This is a genomic window from Sphingobacteriales bacterium, assembly GCA_016700115.1.
Lineage (GTDB): Bacteria > Bacteroidota > Bacteroidia > Chitinophagales > UBA2359 > UBA2359.
Genome location: CP064999.1, coordinates 3223346 through 3241787 on the forward strand (window position 1 = coordinate 3223346; position 18442 = coordinate 3241787).

6 protein-coding genes are annotated in these 18442 nt (G+C 47.6%); 1 reads left to right on the forward strand and 5 read right to left on the reverse strand.

Annotated features, from left to right (window positions below; genetic code table 11):
- Positions 1 to 19 precede the first annotated feature (19 nt).
- Positions 20 to 1891, forward strand: coding sequence for a hypothetical protein (locus tag IPM47_11715; GenBank protein ID QQS27564.1), 1872 nt, complete (start codon positions 20 to 22; stop codon positions 1889 to 1891).
- A 45-nt stretch (positions 1892 to 1936) separates the two neighbouring features.
- Here the strand turns inward: IPM47_11715 and IPM47_11720 are convergent, their stop codons facing one another.
- From IPM47_11720 to IPM47_11740, 5 genes are all read right to left on the reverse strand, one after another.
- On the reverse strand, positions 1937 to 3469 hold the full coding sequence (locus IPM47_11720; GenBank protein QQS27565.1) for a T9SS type A sorting domain-containing protein: 1533 nt from the start codon (positions 3467 to 3469) through the stop codon (positions 1937 to 1939).
- A gap of 65 nt (positions 3470 to 3534) precedes the next feature.
- Positions 3535 to 4131: a T9SS type A sorting domain-containing protein gene (locus IPM47_11725; protein QQS27566.1), complete on the reverse strand. Its 597-nt coding sequence runs from the start codon at positions 4129 to 4131 to the stop codon at positions 3535 to 3537.
- Between the two features lie 176 nt (positions 4132 to 4307).
- Positions 4308 to 5840 (reverse strand): T9SS type A sorting domain-containing protein, encoded by a 1533-nt coding sequence (locus IPM47_11730; GenBank protein ID QQS27567.1) that lies wholly within the window; start codon positions 5838 to 5840, stop codon positions 4308 to 4310.
- A gap of 70 nt (positions 5841 to 5910) precedes the next feature.
- Positions 5911 to 6477, reverse strand: a complete 567-nt coding sequence (locus tag IPM47_11735) for a T9SS type A sorting domain-containing protein (protein ID QQS27568.1) — start codon at positions 6475 to 6477, stop codon at positions 5911 to 5913.
- Between the two features lie 402 nt (positions 6478 to 6879).
- A complete protein-coding gene (locus IPM47_11740; GenBank protein ID QQS27569.1) occupies positions 6880 to 18273 on the reverse strand; it encodes a gliding motility-associated C-terminal domain-containing protein in 11394 nt (3797 codons plus the stop codon).
- Positions 18274 to 18442: the final 169 nt, after the last annotated feature.

The window sequence follows — 18442 nt, forward strand, 5'->3', positions numbered from 1 at the left end:
GTTCAAATTTTTTTCCGGTATGCTTCACTATTATTTTTTCTTTATTAAAGTTTGCTTTGTCCCACTGTTTTGTTTTACGACAGTTCCTGTTGCTTTATACGCCAATTATACCATTACCATTGACTTAATTCATACTGATGCTGACAAAATAACGGTTACTGTAGAATCTCCGGAACTTAAACAAAACTATGCTATTTACCGCATTCCGGCAGGCACCTCTGAAGGACAGTCAAATCTGACCGATTGGATTGAAGAACTTGCGGTTTATGACAGCAACGGAAAATATTTGAAATATGAACTTATTGATAACAGTGCTATCCTTATTTATGAGGTCAGCCAGACAATCAGGCTTACCTATAAGGTAGTCGCCAATCATGTTAACAATAGCAACAAAGCTGTCTTATCGCATATTCAACCGGAGAACAATTTTTTCCTGTTGAACCGCAACGGGTTTTTCGGTTATTTTGAGGGGTACGAAGACGAACAAGCGGTATTGAATATCCTGAAACCTAAAGACCTGTATGGGGCAACTAATTTGAAACGAATACCTGATAACCCCTCCGATACACTTGATGTTTTTATCAAACCGCAAAAAGATTTGCTTCACGAAAACCTTATTTTGTATGCCCGCCCCGATACTTTTAGCTTTCATTATGCGGGTGTAAGGTTTAAGATTGCAGTTTATTCTGAAAAGAAGGCGATTATTTCCCGCGACCTATACTATATCTTAAAGCCGGTTGTTGCTGCCGTCAACCGGTTTTTGACCATGGACAACCGGCTTGATACTGTTAAAACCGGGTTGCCGGGCAGTGAATATACTTTTCTGTTTTATTTTACAGAAAAAAGCAACATTACCGAACTCAACTTGTCCGAATATGGAGGGTTGATGTGTTCTGCCACTTCTTCATTTTATGCTTTGCCCGAAATTACCTATTCCCCTAACCTTTACCGGTTAGTGCAACGCATGGTTTCACACGAATTGATGCACTTGTTTTTACCGCATCTCCTCCATACCGACCGCAGTGCAAGAGCCGTAAACGGGGCAGAACTAACCCGGCATCTTTGGTTGTACGAAGGAGTTACCGAATATTTTGCCTTGTTGCTTTTATTGCAAAACGAATTGATTACTGAAGAAGATTTTTGGGAAGAAATTTCTAAAAAGATTGAGGCTGCCGACCTGTTTCCTGCTATGAGTATGACAGAGGTGAGTGAAAACCTTCATAAGAAAAACAAATTCCGTTACTGGTATCCTAATTTTTACCATCAGGGAGCTTTGGTTGCCTTGTTTCTCGACCTTGAACTTGCGGCATTAAGCAACAACAAACAGTCGCTTCGTCAGTTACTTCTGAAGATGAGTAAACAGGAAGAATCAGTTTTTAATGATTTGACATTATTAGATACTCTTGTTGATTTGAGTTACCCGCAAATTAAACAGTTTGTCAACAGCTATATTACAGGAAAACAAATTTTGCCGTTGACTGAAGGATTTGAAAAAATAGGAGTTCGATATTTCCCTTCTATAACTGAGCCTTTTACTACGTTTGGTCAGTTTTGGGTGGTGCCTGACTATAAAGCTAAAAAGATGAAGTTTATCCGCATTTCCAATGACCGTTTTGGGTTACACGAAGGCGACTATCTCATCAGCTTAAACGATATTCCGATTTCCATCAGCAACTTTTCTGCACATAAACACCTTATCTACCGCCCACCGATAGGAGTGCCGCTCAATTTGGTGGTAAAGCGAAAAAGAACGGAGCAAATTCATACTTTTTCGACCAATCCCTGGGTTACCTCAAAAACTTCAAAATTTGCCATCCGGCAAAACCCCGACCTGAACGAGGAACAGAAAAGCCGCCGTCAATGGTTGCTTTATGAAAAAACAATTCGTTAATTGGATTCTACAGTTTAAAGCCAGCTATTTTTCACTTTTAGTTTTTCACTTTTCACTTACCAAAATCTTCCCGCTTGCCACTGCCTGCCCCGATAAGGGCAACAACACCCGATAGTAGTAAATGCCCGCCGGAAGATGTGCTACCGAAATCTCCTCAATGCCGTTGTTGCCGGTTAAGGTGGTTTCGGCTACCTGCCTGCCGGTTATGTCGTACAAATACCATCCGGCATTGCCCGAAGGAAGGATGCCGGATGGTATTTGGTAGCGGATGTTGAGATAGGTAGAAGCAGGAACGGGATAGACCATTGCCGATATTTCAGGGCTTGAATTGGAGGTGATGCCGGGCAGCACTTCTGCCACTACGGTGCTGTCGCAACCCACATAACTGCATGTATTTCCAAGGCTGTCTATTTTTAAGACCCATGCGGTTTGGGGGTCGTTGTATTGATAACCTGCTAAAACGTAGCCGCCATCAGGAGTGGGTTGGAGATCTTTGATATATACATGTTTAGTCGGATTTAATGTAGGGGTTACTACCCAATCTAAATTCCCGTTTGTATGAAAGGAGGCTATGAAAGGTTGGGGGGTAAAATCGTCAGGGCGATAGTATCCGCTGCTGATAAAGCTTTTATCTTGGCGAATGATGGGTAAAACCTGTAAACCACTTATACCCGGCAGGAAAGTATGCTTCTTTTGCCAAATGATGCTTCCTGCTTCATCAATTTTAGCTAAATATAACTTTCTAACTCCACCCTCATATATACAGGAAGACAATAAGTACTCAATTACTGCGCCATTCAACCATTCTTGGTATGTTGTTATAGGAATTGCAAATGTTGCACAATCATTTTCATTTCCTCCATATCTTTTCGTCCAAATGGTATCACCATTAGCAAGGGTTTTAACCACAAACATATCGTAGCCGGTGGTGGTGGAGTAGCCCCATCCTCCTAAAATGTATCCTCCATCCCAGGGGGTTTGTTGTATGCTGAAAGCTCTTGAATCGTTACCCATAGAATAAGTACGTTGCCATTGCCATAAGCCCAATTCATCTGCCTTGATAAGCAGAAATTTTGCAGTGTCTTGTGTAGCAATTACTCCAGCTAAGGCAAAACCACCATCTTCGGTTTGAATAATGTGACGAATAAATTTTATAGTGTCATTTTCATATTCCCGATGCCAAAGTTCGTTTCCATTTTGATCTAATTTGAAAAGATGAATTTTTTTTGCAGCACTATTAACGATACCACCAATTGCAACAACTAAATTCCCATCGTTTGTTTCTGTAACAAACTTTCCATCTTCTATAACATTCCATTCAGACCCTTCAACAAAATTTTTTATCCAAATTAGTTCACCATTTTGATCCAATTGAGCTATATATCTTGCGTTACTTATACTAGTACTAGAGTAACCCCCAATCATAACGTAGCCAAAAGAATTAGGACGTACAACTTGAGCCAGAATATTTAAACTATCATTTGAGAAAGTTTTGTTAAAGTACGTAAATTGTTCTATTTGACTATATAGCTTTATAGAAAACAATAAAAATGAAATCAAAAATATAGTATTTCTCATACAAAGTGCATTTAAAAATAAAAAGGCGTGACAGCAATACCACTCACCACGCCTTTTAAAAAACACTAACGAACAATGACTAATTTTACCACATCTACCTCATCAGACAAACGACAAAAATAAATACCAGATCGCAACATGGCAACATTAACAAGCGTATTTTGTTCTATGCCTTTTTGGGTTACAACCAACTGACCTTGCAGGTTGTAGATTTCTAAGGTTTGATTGGTCTTGATTGGTTGTCTAAATGTAATGATGAGTTGGTCTTGCGCCGGATTGGGCACTAATTTATAATTCGGAATTTTTACAACATTATTTGCAAGCAAATTAATAGTAGCCCCATGCCTTATGTAATCAATACTTTTACAAACTGCTAAAACACTTTGAGCTAAAGCACTGTTTTTAGAAAGCGTATTTTCTGCAATGTTATTTACCGTTGTCGCAGCTATATTTGCTTTCCCGCTTCCTTCTAAACCACCCTCAATAATGGCTTGATATAAAGCTATAAACTCGGCGTTTTCGGGAGTATTGGGCAGGCTTTGCAGTTCTACTAAGGCTTGTTCATAAAGGTGTTCATCTACATAAGTGCCTACTAGGAGGCGAATTGCCCATTCGGTGTCTAAACAGTGTAGCAGTGGGGACAGGCAAAACGTCCGAAACATGATTTACGGGATTTTGAAGATGAACTCGGTTTATCTGTTTTTCCAACCGAAAGATAGGTAATATTTTTCAATTCAATATCTTCCTTGCAAACCCTGTTGGCGTTGGCAACGCCGACAGGGTTGAAAACAAGGCAGTTTCTACCGGTTAAAGCCAGCCACTTTTCACTTTTAGTTTTTCACTTTTCACTTACCAATATCTTCCCGCTTGCCACTGCCTGCCCCGATAAGGGCAACAACACCTGATAGTAGTAAATACCAGCAGGCAAATGTTCTACCGAAATCTCCTCAATGCCGTTGTTGCCGGTTAAGGTGGTTTCGGCTACCTGCCTGCCGGTTATGTCGTACAAATACCATCCGGCATTGCCCGAAGGAAGGATGCCGGCAGGAATTTGGTAGCGGATGTTGAGACGGGTAGAAGCGGGAACGGGATAGACCGTTGCCGAAACCTCCGGATTGGAATTGGAAGGGACGCCGGGCAGTACTTCTACCACCACCGTGCTGTCGCAACCTATATAGCTACAGGTATTGCCGAGGCTGTCTATTTTTAAAACCCAGGCGGTTTGTGGGCTGCTGTACTGGTAGCCCGCCAATACATATCCGCCGTCGGGGGTGGGTTGCAGGTCTTTCAGATAAACATGTTTATCGGGATGGATGGTGGGAGTTACTGCCCAATTTAAATTGCCGTCGGCGTGAAAAGCGGCTATATATGGTTGGGGCGTAAAGCCGTCGGGTTGGTAATATCCGCTGCCGATAAAACTTTTATCGGCTTTAACTACGGGAAATACTTGAAAACTGCTTATTTCAGGTAAAAAGTTATGCTTCTTTTCCCATTTGACAACTCCATTTTCATCAATAACCGAAAGATAAAGTTTTTTGACTATCCCTTCTTTGAAACAACCGGTCATTAGATAGTTCGGCTCTTGTCCTGACAGCCATTCTTCATAAGTTGTTAAATTAACTACTTTTGCCCCACAGTCGTTTAATTCGTTTCCGTACCTTTTCGTCCAGAGGGTGTCGCCGTCGGCAAGGGTTTTGACCACGAACATATCGTAGCCGGTGGAGGCGGAATAGCCCATTCCGCCGAAGATGAAGCCGCCGTCCCAGGGGGTGTGCTGCACGGTGAAAAAACGGGCGTCGTTGCCCGTGAGGTAGCGTTTGTCCCATTCGAAGTTGCCCCATGCATCTATTTTCAGGGCGTAGGCTTTTACGGTGTCGGCAGTTGCGTTTTGCTCCATTCCGGCTATTACGTAACCGCCGTCTGCCGTGGAAATAATCTGTTTCCCGAGCTGCCAGCCCGGTCGGACATATTTTTTGTGCAAAACGGTATCTCCGTCCAAATTGAATTTCGTGAAACAGACGTCCAGACTTTTTTCGTAAGTTGCGGCGATATTGCCGTCCTCCACTAAAATTTGGGTGCCGGATTCAATTACGCCCAACGTGTAAGGATCGCCCGGCGGACCTTTTTCAAAGTCTTTGATCCACATCAAATTTCCGTTTTCGTCAAGTTTGGAAACATACAAAGCCCTGTGGCTGCTTGAAGTGTAACTGCCAAACGAATAATAATCTTTTGCAAAAGGTTTTGATGCCTGCATCAATATGTTCATGGTGTCATCGGCAAGAACTTTGTTAAAATAAGCGAATTGTATATTTTGTCCTTGAAACCTAATGCAAATTATTAAAAAAGGGATTAAAGCAATTGCCTTTTTCATGTCCGGCACGAATTAAAAAGTGAAAATGCGCAGGTGTGTAAACAAACACCTGCGCATTTATTGAAAAAACCTAACGCACGACGACTAATTTTACGACGTCCGCCTCATCAGATAAACGGCAGAAATACATGCCGGTTTGTAACATGGAAACATTTACAAGGGTGTTTTGTGCAATATTTTTTTGTATCAGAACTAATCTGCCTTGCACATCAAACATTTCCAGTGTTTGGTTGGGTATGACATATCTTGTAAACATAACAGTAACTTGGTCTTGCGCCGGATTAGGCACTAATTTATAATTCGGAATTTTTACAACATTATTTGCAAGCAAATTAATAGTAGCCCCATGCCTTATGTAATCAGTACTTTTATAAACAGCCAAAACACTTTGTGCTAAAGCACTGTTTTTAGAAAGCGTATTTTCTGCAATGTTATTTACCATTACCGCAGCTATATTTGCTTTTCCACTCCCTTCCAAACCCCCTTCTATAATAGCTTGGTACAAGGCTATAAACTCGGCGTTTTCGGGAGTATTGGGCAGGCTTTGCAGTTCTACTAAGGCTTCTTCATAAAGCCGTTCATCTACATAAGTACCAACTAAGAGGCGTATTGCCCATTCAGTATCTAAACAGTGCAATAAGGCTAGAAGGCTATCCTATCATTGTCCCCTATTTATAGTCGCTTTTCATATATGCGTGTACAAAGCTAACTTTTTATGAATACCCTTGTATCTTTTATAGCAACATTTTATTTGAATAATACCATTATGTTGTCAAATATAACTCACCCAATTTAAAGACTTTAACTAATCATGTGTGGTGTAAAATCAAATCATAGTTGGTATAACCCAAAACTCAGACAATTGAAAAGGTTATATGTCGTAGTTATTCGGTTGCTACGTGTTGCAATCTTTGTTGTTTAATGGTATAAACGCAACAGAAGTAACCTAAGCAAGTGTTTTGTTCGTGTCAGCAAACAAGTATCAGAAAACAACAGGGAAACCATCGTGCTGTTTCCCTGTTGTTATTGGAGTAGTTTCCTACCGTATCAAAGTAACATTCCCTTTGAGGAACTCTTTGGTGCCATCGGTAAAAGTGGCATTTACATAGTAAACATACACTCCAAGTTCGGCATCTTTGCCTTTGTGTGTGCCGTCCCATCCTTGTGCAATGTCGTTGGTGGTAATCCGGAACATTTCTGTACCCCAGCGGTCATAGACAAACATTTCTATTTCGGCAATATTTACGCCCGCAACCCTGAAAATGTCGTTCACCGCATCACTATTCGGGGAGAAGGCGTTTGGAATGAGGATGGCATTTTGCCGGATAACCGTTATCGTAACTTCGCCGGTGGTTACACAGCCGGCTTCATCTGTTGCTATGACCGTATAAGTTGTGGTATTGATGGGCTCGACAATGGGATTTGCACCTGTTAAACCCTCCCATTCAATATTGACTATCCCTCCTCCGGAAGACTCTGCCGTTGCGCTCAGGGTAATACTCTGCCCTTCAACAATGGTCTGATTTTGAGTAATATCGGTTATTACAACATCACTGACCGCGACCGATACGGATTCGGTATCTGAACAAACTCCGTCTTCATATAATATCCAATAAACGGTATCTGAACCGGGAGCTACTGTTGCATTGATCGGGGTTCCGCCGGTTTCGGGGTTTTGGTCGTACCAGATAAATGTTCCACTCAAACCGGATTGCTGAAGTGTGGTTAAATTTAAGGTTTCACCGACACAAAGCGTTTGAAGCGGTATCGGATTGAGCACAGGAGCATCGGTAAAACTGACCGGAGTTCCGGCAGCGACCGAGAGGCAAATATCGGTCAGGTCAATGCCTCCTGCACCGTCCGGATTACCGGCAATGGCAGAGATATAATAGGTAACACCTGCCTGCAGGGATGGCCCGATGGTAAATATGCCATTGTCGTTTTGGGCAAAGATGTTACCGGCCGAATTGCCGTTGTTGTCATGCAAAATATAAGTGAATGTATCAAAATCATCGAGAAACTCATCGCCGTTGTTGGTGATGGTTACTTCATTACTTCCGCAAAGGGTAACGGGTTCGAGGGGCATGGTGCCGGCGTAGGTAACACAGGCGCAATCTTCGACACCCTGAACTACAACGGGCAGACAAACACTACCATCAGTAATTGTTATATCATAAGCAGTTCCGGTAGTGATGGGGTCGGAGGTGAATATTCCGGTTGTGGAATTGTATTGTCCGCTGCTTCCGGTAAAGGTGTAGGCGGTAGAATTGCCACCGCTTATGGTGAAACTGACGGTATAGTTCAAGCCATTGCAAACAGCGGTCAGGTTATTGGTGGTCAGTTGTTCGGCGAAAGTAATGGTAACAGCATCAGCACCATCGCAGTTGCCCGAAGTGCTGGTTACTGTCCAGGTAAAGGTGTAGGATGAGTAATCGGGTACAGTTACCGTTGAATTGGCACCGGTTACATTGGCAAAGACCACACCTGCATCGGGGCTGCTCCAGGTTCCGTTGTTGAGCGGGTTGGCAGACAGGGTGTAGGTTAGCCCACAAATATCTTCATCAGTACCTGCATTGACCACAGGGGTATCGGTAAAGGTGATTGTTACAGCATCTGCATTGGTACAGCCATTGGCATCGGTAACTGTGTAGGTAAATGTATAGTTTCCAAAAGCAGGTACGTTAACGGTGGTGTTTCCGCTAATGGGAGTTGTAAAAGTAACACCGGCATCGGGGCTGCTCCAGGTTCCTCCGGTGGCGGGAGTGGCCGAGAGGTTGTAGAACAGGTCGCAGGTAGTGTCGTCTAAGCCGGCATTGACAATGGGAATATCGTTAAAGTTAATGGTTACTGCATCAAAGCCGGTACAACCGTTAATGTCGTTAACTGTATAGGTAAAAGTATAAGCACCGAAACCGGGAACGGTAACATCGGAGTTAGGATTGGCAGGATCGGCAAACACAACTCCGGCATCTGTGCTGCTCCATGTACCTCCGGCATTGGGAGTTCCGGAAAGGGTATAAGTCAGGCTCGGGCTACAAGTATTGTCGTCAATTCCTGCATTGACTGCAGGCAGAGGAAATTCTGAAACAATCGCCTGTGCGGACCCTGTACATCCTGCTGCATCGGTTACGGTTACTGAGTAAGTGCCTGCACCAAACACGAGCAAGTCGGGGGTATTGTTGGCACCGGGCATCCATAAGTAAGAGGTAAATCCGGGTGTGGCAGAAAGCAGGGTAGTTTCCCCCGCACATAAGTTCAGGTCGCCGGTAATATTTGCAGGCACGGGCGGACAATCGCAGTTTGGTCCGGGACCGGAAACATTAACCGGCGGACAGAGACCACTCCCTGTAATCAGATACGCATAAGGTGTTCCGCTCAGCAGGGTTTCTGAATAGGTGTTTCCTGCAACCGGTATTCCGTTTACCAGATAGGGCGGGTTATCGCCGGATATGGTTAAGGTAATGTCATAACTGCCCGGAACGGGGTCGCATATTGGAATGGCAAAGGCTTGAAGTGGGGCAACGAAATTATAAATTTTGTCGGCAAAGACAGCACCGCAACCCTGTAAAGGACAATTGGCGGGCAGGTCGCATACCCAACGGAAACGGTAGTGGCCATACGGAGAAACAGTTACAGTTACAACGGGAGTAAAGGCATCGGGCAGGAAGGTAACGGTAGCAGTGCCGGGAGGGCCGTCCAGATAATCGAACTCCCAATGACAGGTGCTGCTAATGGGAGTGCAATCTATACCGAAAGCTGCCAATACAGCGTCCCATTCAGCACTGCCTGCCGGACAGTCACTGTCTGAACAAAGGGCACCGAGCACCGTTGAAGGATTGATGGTGGTGTTGTTGTCGCAAATATCCACTTGTTCAGACGGGCAAGTTCCGGTTACTTCGGGGGCATCCACAAATCCTATTTGAACGGTGTCGGAGGTTTGGCAAATTCCATCATCTTCTGTCCAGATAAAATCATAGACATCACAACCGGTTACCGTAACCTGCGAATTGGGTGAATTGGGATTGGCAAACACAACAGTTCCGGTTCCGGTGTAAGACCAAGTTCCTGCTATACCGTTAGCCGAAAGATTGTATTCATATCCGCAAACCACATTGTCCGGTCCGGCATCGGCAACAGGGGGTTCGTGAATGGTGATATCAATGGTTGTTTCACCGGTGCAGGTTATTCCATCACTAACAGTTACGCTGTAAGTTCCGCTTTGAGTAACGGTGATCACGCTTGTCGTTTCACCATTTGGACCCCACAAATAAGTTCCGAATCCATTGCCCGCGTCCAATTCGGTGCTTTGGCAAGCGATGGTTTCTAAGATTACCGGATTTAGGTTCGTACTTTCGGTAACGGCTACGGTAGCCGATGAGGTACAGCCTGCTGCATTTGTAACAGTTACTCCATAGTTTCCGGCAATGGTTGCAGTGATGCCTTGAGACGTTTCACCGTTAGGAGACCATAAATAAGCGGCAAATCCGGCAGTGGCAGTCAGGTTGCTGCTGCCTCCGGTACAAAAAGTAGTACTTCCGCCAATCACCACAGGCGTTGGATTGTTAACTGTAACATTGACCGATGCCGAAGACGTGCAGCCATTACCGTCTGTAACGGTAACGCCATAGGCTCCTCCTGAGTTGACGGTGATATCCGGCGTGTTTTCACCACTTTCCCAAAGGTAAGAAGCGTATCCTGATGTTGCGTTGAGGGTGGTAGATTCGTAGCTGCAAATCACCGTATTGCCTGAAATTGAAGGCGGAGTTACGATATGATTGGCAGCAGTTACGGAGTGGCTTCCTGTACAGCCGTTTCCATCGGTTACTGTTACATCGTAAACGCCCGGTGCGTTCACCGTTAGAGTTTGTGCGGTGCTTCCTCCTGTCCAAAGGTATTCATCAAATCCGGCTCCAGCATCTAAAACGGTGCTGTTGCCCGGACAGAAGCTGAGCGTGCCAGTTATCGTTGGCGCAGGTGCAGCATTTACCGTAACGGCAAAATTGGCATAGCCTTCACAACCTGCTACATTGGTAACGGTTACAAAGAAAATGCCGGAGGCGGTTACCGGCAAGGTTTGTGTGGTTGTGCCATCCGACCATAGATAGGTGGAATAACCCGAACCGGCATCCAAAACAGAGGTGCTGCCCATGCAGATATTGTTCAAACCGGTGATGACGGGTTGGGGTGGTGCATGAAGGGTGATGGTGGCTGTTCCGCTGCCGGTATTGTCGCAGTTGGCATCGGATACAAAGTTAAGGGTATAGGTTGTGGTAGCCAATGGGTTGGCCTGAATGGTAAACGGCGAGGCGGCAGCGGTTGCAGTATAGATATTACCTTGCGAATCGGAGTATTCCAAATCATAAGGAGGAGTACCCGTCATGGTAAACGTCAGGGTAGCGTCATCGCCCTCACATATATCGGCATCACCGGTGAGGGTGGCGGTAGGCAGGGCGTTGAACACCACCGGCGAGCCGGGGGCAACACTCAAACAGAAGTCGGCAAAATCTATGCCGCCACTGCCGTCATCGTTGGCTGCAACCAACGACACGTAGTAAGTGGTGCCATAGACCATTGGCGGAGTAAAGCTGAATGTTCCGTCAGTTGGGTTAGTGGCAATAATGGTTCCCAAAGCGGAGCTGCTGTTGGTGTGCAGAATATAAGCGGTTACATCATCGGGTTCGAGGGTTTCGTCTCCGTTATGCAAAGCGGTAAAGGTATCTCCATCGCAAAGCGAGGTCAGTGTCGTATTAGTCATTGTACCTGCATCGGTGATGCAATCGCACAAAACTGGGTTGCCGTTGATGTTGACGGGGTTACAGTTATTGGCATCGGTGAGAACAAAATTGTAGCCGTCTCCGGATGGGATGGTATTGCTGGTAAAAGTATAAATACCACCGCTTTCGGTGATGCTGCCGCCGGCAGATCCGGTTACGGAATAGCTCGGTGCATCGCCGCCGGTGATGGTAAAGCTTACATTGAATCCATCGAAGGTGGCATTACAAACCGCAGCGAGGTTGTTGAAGGCAGGTGAGTCGATCATGCTGATGGTTGCCGAACCCGTAAGGTTGGCAGCCACGCAACCGTTTCCGTCTGTAACTCCGGTGAGCGTATAGGTGGTATTGGCAGATGCGGTAACGGTGATGGAGTGGGGGCTGCTTGTGGCAGTTTCGTTAAATGTATTAGTTCCGTCTGTATAGACAATCGTCCAGTTTGGCACACCCGTCAGGGCGATGCTCAGGGTGGCGTTGTCGTTGGGGCAAATGGATGTGTTTCCGCTAAGAACAGCCGTTGGCAAGGGCTGAATGGGTATGTTTACCTCGATAGAATCCGTACAACCTGTCCCATTTTCGGTAAATACTGCCCAATAACTGTTCCCCGGTAACGGGGAGATCGTGTTGCCCGGTATGGGTACGCCCAATGAGGGGAGTCCATCAAACCAGGCGAAAGTTCCGTTTCCTGTTCCGTTCAACGAACTTAGGTCGAAAGGCTGCCCCTCGCAAACAGCCGTTGGGGGATTGACCGAAAACAACGGCGGGGGCAAGACCGGAATGAACACCAAAGTAAAGTCCTGGCAACCTGTGTTCAGATCGGTAAACAATAACCAGACAATGTTGCTTGTCGAAAAAGAAATGGGCGTGGTGATGAGGTTGCCGGTTGGGGGGATATTGTCGTACCATTCGTAACTGCCGGGTTCAAAACCGTTTAGCGTGTTTACGTCCAAACTCTCACCAATACATAAACTCGGCGGTATCTGATGGCTGAACAATGGGGGCGGTGCGAGTTGCAGGATGACCTCGGCAGAATCGACACAACCGGTCAGCGCATCGGTAAACAATACCCAAACAGGGGTGTTGGCGTTGATAGTGATGGGGCCTGTGATGGGATTTCCCAATGAAGGAAGATTGTCGAACCATTGATAGGTGCCCGATTGCGCACCGTTTAACAAAGTAACATCTATGGCATCGCCCTCACAAACAGGTGTGGGGGGGATGGTGCTGAACACGGGGGGAGGGGTATAAGTAAAGAATACCTCTGTCGAGTCGGTACAACCCGTTACAGCATCGGTAAACAACACCCAAAGGTTGGTATTGGCAGTCAGGATGAGGTCGGGTGGAGCAAGATTTCCGCCGGAGGGCAAACCGTCGAACCATTCAAAACTACCGGTACCGTTGCCGTTTAGTGTGGAAAGGGTAATGGGTTCTCCGGGACAGGGAAGAGGTGGGGTGTTTACATCAAACACCGGTTGAGGAGCGAGGGTAATCACCACTTCTGCTTCTTCCTGACAACCCGAGCCGTTTTCGGTAAAGAGCACCCAGACAGACTGGCTTGCCGTCAGGGTGAGGGGTGCGGTTATCAGGTTGCCCGTCAAAGGCGGCCCGTCGTACCATTCAAACGTGCCATTGCCTGTACCGTTTAGCGTGGTGAGGTCGAGTGTTTCCCCGAAACAGGGCGTTGGTGGGGGGAGTGTTGTAAAAGTGGGAGTAGGGATATTTATCATCAATTGCACTTCGCCGGTACAGCCGGTTGCGGCATCGGTTGCGAGCAACCAATATTCGGGACCTGTTGCCGAGGCATTAATAACGAGGTTGCCACCCAGATTAGTGCCTGTTGCAGGCGTACCCGAAAACCAGTCAAAGGTCAAGCCGGCAGTCGTAGGGGTCAGGGTTTGCAGGTCAATGGCTTCTCCGTCGCAGGCATCGGTCTGAATGGGTGCGAGGATGGGGCTTGGCTCAATATTGAGCGTAAATGTAACCACAATCGGGCAAACAGAGGTAGGCGCACCGGCTGTGTTGTAAGAAATGGTATAAGTTCCGGCACTGCTTCCATCAATATTAATAGCACCGGTAGGGCTGATTGTCATTCCGGCGGGGGATGCGGTAAAACTTCCTCCCTGAACGCCCGTTACGGTGGGGGATAGCGTGAGCGCTTCGCCCTGACAGAAATCGGTATCGGGATAGCTCAAACCGGCGATGTCGTCAACGTCCGTAGCAGGAACATTAACGTTTAACGTAGCGGTACAGTTATTGGCATCGGTTACAGTTACGGAATAATTGCCACTGACCAAACCCGTTTGGTTGCCTCCTGTTCCGGTAAATCCGTTGGGGCCGGTGATGTCGAAGGTATAAGAAGAACTGTTACCCCCCGAAGCATCAATCAAAAATGCACCGATATTGTCGGCAGCACAGGTGTTGGGTGTTACGTCCAACAGTTGTAACTGAACAGGCGTGGGTCCGAAGATAGAGAAAGTTACGATGGAGGTACATCCGGCGGCGCTGACCGAAACGGTGTAATTGCCCGGTGCTAAACCGGTAGCCGAAGGCCCGCTGCTGACGTTGGGACTCCACGCGTAGCTATATGGCGGAGTTCCGCCGATTGCGCCAATGGTGGCTGTTCCATCATTTAACCCACTGCAGGAAGCGGTGGTATTGGTTTGCAGATATGCTGACAAGCTGCCGGGAGCAGGGTTAACATTAACGCTTTGCACTACCTGGCAGTTGCTCACGAGATCGGTTACAGTAACAGTGTATTGTCCGACAACCAAACCACTCAGGTTTTGGGTAGATACGTCTGCGTTTCCATCGCCGTTGGTATCCCAGGCATAGCTATAGTTCCCGCTTCCTCCGCTCACACTGGTATTTACCCCGCCATTTGAGGTGCAAATAGCGTTGACAGCCATGAGCGAAACAGTAGGAGGCTGAAATACGGTAACGGTAACGGTGGCAGTTTCGACACAATTTCCGCTCGCACTGAGTGCCGTTATCTGATAGGTGGTCGTAGATGTTGGATTGGCCGTAACAGTCGTTCCGGTTGAAGGGGTAACACTGCCGGCAGGTGACCATTCAAAGGAAGCGGCAGTACCCGTTACGCTTAACGTAACAGGTCCGCCCTGACAACTGTTTTGAGGTGAGGCATTGACGGCGTTGATGACCGGAAGCGGGTCAACAATCAGGGTAATTTGCTTCACGGGCGATGGCCCGCAGCAATCGGTAACAATATTATGGGTAATATTGAAAGTGCCGGGGGTGTTAAAGGTCAGTCCGGGCACCGATTGGAAATTGGGTCCGTTGTAAGTGTTTGGGGTAACGGCTCCGCCAAAGTTCCAGTTGTAGGTCAACCCGTAGGTAATGGTACTGGTAAAGGAAGCGACATCCCCCTGACAAACGAAGTATTCATCGGGATTTCCGGTGGGGGTCGCAGTGGTCAGGATGCCGGGCGGAGCTGAGCCGTCAATGGCTATATTGTGGAAGCCGACGTATTGATTTGCACCGGCGATGATGGTTTTACGTCCGGTGGTGGTATATTGGGTAACAGGGCCTGTTGGGCTTGTTGCGCCGGCACCCAGGTTGTTGAACGGGCCGCCGGTATAGGTAACGTTGGTATAAGTACAGGATACATTGGTAACGGTGATGACCGGTTGCGCGGCAAGGTTGAACACCGAGGGGTTGTTATATCCCGTATTGATTGTAGCCGGAGCATTATTGACTGTTACCGTAGGAGGCGTACCGTTTACCGCTATGCGAGAACTGACTCCGGGCGCGCCGGGTTGTCCGTTTCCGCCTGCGCCGCCGTTTCCACCCGACCCGCCGTTTCCGCCGGTTCTTGTTGTACTGCTTCCAATAACTGGTGAACAGGTACGAGACGAGCCCGGCGAGCCTGCTGTGCCGCCTGTACCGGGTTGTCCTGCACTGCCGCTACCGCCGGCAGCTAAATTTGCCTGATTGATGTTGCAATCAATAAAAGCACCTCCGCCATTGTTGACTAAATAGGCTCCGAATGCGCCGCCACCGCCAAATCCGCCGGTGCCGCCAATTCCGGCGTTGCCACCGGTGCCGCCATTGCCCCCGGCTGCATTGCCTGAAAATGTGCCTGAGCAACAAGTGCCTGTTGCTGCGCCGCCGCCGCCGCCACCGCCGCCGCCCGGCGTGCCGTTTCCGCCCGATGCACTTTGAACGCCGGGCACAAAAAACGGATAACCCATAGCGGGTGCCGGAGGTGCGGCTCCCGGAGCGTTTGTACCCGTTGCACCTGCTACACCATTGATTCCGTTGAGGCCGTTGTTGCCGCTTGAGCCGCAACCAAACAAATTGCAGCCGGTACCAGAACCGCCGGTGCCGCCGCCGCCGCCTGCACCACCGCCTGATCCTGCGGTTCCTGCTGTTCCGTTATTTCCATTAACATCACAGCCCGAACCCTGAGCGCCACCGGCACCGCCTGCACCCCCCCCACCGGCACCGCCGCCGCCGGGGGTCGAAACTCCGTTTTGCCCGTTGCTTGGGTTGCCGGGCAATAACTGGGTGCGGACAATCTGAAAGTCGGAACAACCATCACAATGCAGGGCATAGGTAGAAGCACCCGAGCCGGCAGTGGTCGGCCCGTTGGCGGTGCTGATGGTTAAATCCTGCAATCTGAAAAAACTGATTTGAACGCCATACACCGCTACAATCCGCCTTTCGTTAGATGGACCCTCGGTGTTTAATGCCGTCCGGTGAATGGTGGTAGCACCGGCCTGACTGGATTTTACCCAATTGTTACCGGGGTCAAATCCGCCCTCTATGGTCATGTTGGAATAGATATTGATGGGGTTGTCATACGTATAGGTACCAATCGCCATTTTGATGGTCGCATTGTTACAGGCGGCCTGTGTAATAGCGCTGAGCAGGTTGGTCGGGGTGTTGGGACTTAGTCCGTCGCCCGAACCGGTGGGTGTAACATAAAAATTGGTACAAACATCGGGAGGCGGAAGGCTTACTCCGACAGATACCGAAGCTGCATCGGTGCAGCCGTAAATATTGGTTACCGTAACGGAGTAAGTTCCGGAAGAAGTTGGTGTAATGGTCGGATTGGCAATCAGGGGATTGTTCAATCCGGTGGTCGGCGACCATTGATAAGATATAACATCGGGCGAGGTGATCGAGTTAATGGTGATGCTGCCGCCCGAACATACCACGATATTGCTGTTGGGATATAAACTAATGGTAGGAGAGGGATTGACCGTAACCGTTACCTGATCAACCGACTGACAAAAATCGGAGTAAAAAGCCGTAACCTGATAGGTGGTGGTAACTGCCGGAGAGGCAACAACCGAAGTGCCGGTGGTGGTGTTCAAACCCGTAGCGGGCGACCATAAATAACCGGTTACACTGATACCGGGTGGCAAAGGGCCGGTAATGCTCGCATTGAGCGGCACCGAACCTCCGGCACAGATGCCCACATCGGCACCTGCATTGACCGGCGGATTGGGGTTAGGCTCAACGATAACGGTATAAGAATAAATACCGGTAGCGACAATGGGGCAGGCGTTATCCTGAAGGGTAACGGTAAAAAAATGAAGCCCTACATCGGCATCTGTGGGTGTCCAGCAAAAAGTGGAGGTGGTCGGGTTACTAACCGGCCCCGCCGTAAACGTTCCGTCCGGGATACCGGCGTTCCAGGTAGTGGTGATAGTGTTGCCGGCATTGCTGTCGGTGTTTACGATATCGAAGCATAGTGGTTGGTTGGCACAGATAGTAGTCGAATAAACCCCGTTTGAGCCATTCATACCCGAAGCAACCGGCGGGGAATTGTTGCAATTGATGACTGTAACCTGCATATCACGCACCACTTCTCCTATTTTTACTCCATTTCGGTATTCTTCGACTAAGACACACATGACCGCCACCTGCACCTGATTGGGTGTGAAAGTGATATCGCCGGTAACAGGATCCACGTTGATCCCTGTCGAAGAGCTGAGGGGGTTTCCGCCGTTGAATGCTCCGGCATAATTCACATTTGTATTATTAGCTTGGTCACAATTGATAAGCGAAAACACCAATTGGTCGCCATCTGAGTCAACAACGCCATGATTGTAAAACACCGGTTCGTTTACACAGGTGAAAGGCACAGGTGGGTTGAGGAACTGTGGCGAGGTGTTGCAGGTAGGAAGAGTATTATTGATATAAGCATCTACAAATAAGTTTTGACCACCCGGATTAACAAGGGTGGTGATTGCGTTATTGCGACAACATTCTGTCCAACGGAGCACCCAATCGGTTCCGCAGCCCGGTGGAAGGGTTAATGTTCCTTGATAGAACCATTGCTGAACGCCATATTGTCCGTTTCCGCCACATGCGCTTTCTTGTCCCGGGCAAAGAGGGGTGATATCCTGCGGGTTATAAGCCAAAGGGGGAATAGGAGGAACCAACCCAAGGGTAATATTACCCGAAACCCCGCATTGAGCCGAGCTGTAAGAGATACTGTAAGACCCGGCAGGGGTAATCCCGTTGCAATCGCGGAAGAACTTTAAGATAATGAGGTATTGATTACTGCCTAAACAACCGTAGGTTAAGTCGGCTCCCATAGCATGGGAAGCGCGGAGGTCGTTAGAACTCAGAAGCAGAATGATGAACAATAAAATACCTGAAAAAACATGAGTTCGTGTAAAGAATTTCTCCATCTTCAGAAACCGTTTTGAAATGTTTTGATTGACAATGCGTAAATATAGGGAAAACCATGCTAACGGAAAGTCAATGCAAGCATTTTTTTGGCCTGCCGGTTTTTTAAATGGGTTGGGAACAGGGATATTGTGTTTGTATGTGCGGTTTTTTTGGATTATTTGTAGAGAC

Coding starts and splice junctions, on each gene's coding strand:
- IPM47_11715 (QQS27564.1), top strand. CDS start 20: ATGCTTCACTATTATTTTTTCTTTATTAAAGTTTGCTTTGTCCCACTG.
- IPM47_11720 (QQS27565.1), bottom strand. CDS start 3,469: ATGAGAAATACTATATTTTTGATTTCATTTTTATTGTTTTCTATAAAG.
- IPM47_11725 (QQS27566.1), bottom strand. CDS start 4,131: ATGTTTCGGACGTTTTGCCTGTCCCCACTGCTACACTGTTTAGACACC.
- IPM47_11730 (QQS27567.1), bottom strand. CDS start 5,840: ATGAAAAAGGCAATTGCTTTAATCCCTTTTTTAATAATTTGCATTAGG.
- IPM47_11740 (QQS27569.1), bottom strand. CDS start 18,273: ATGGAGAAATTCTTTACACGAACTCATGTTTTTTCAGGTATTTTATTG.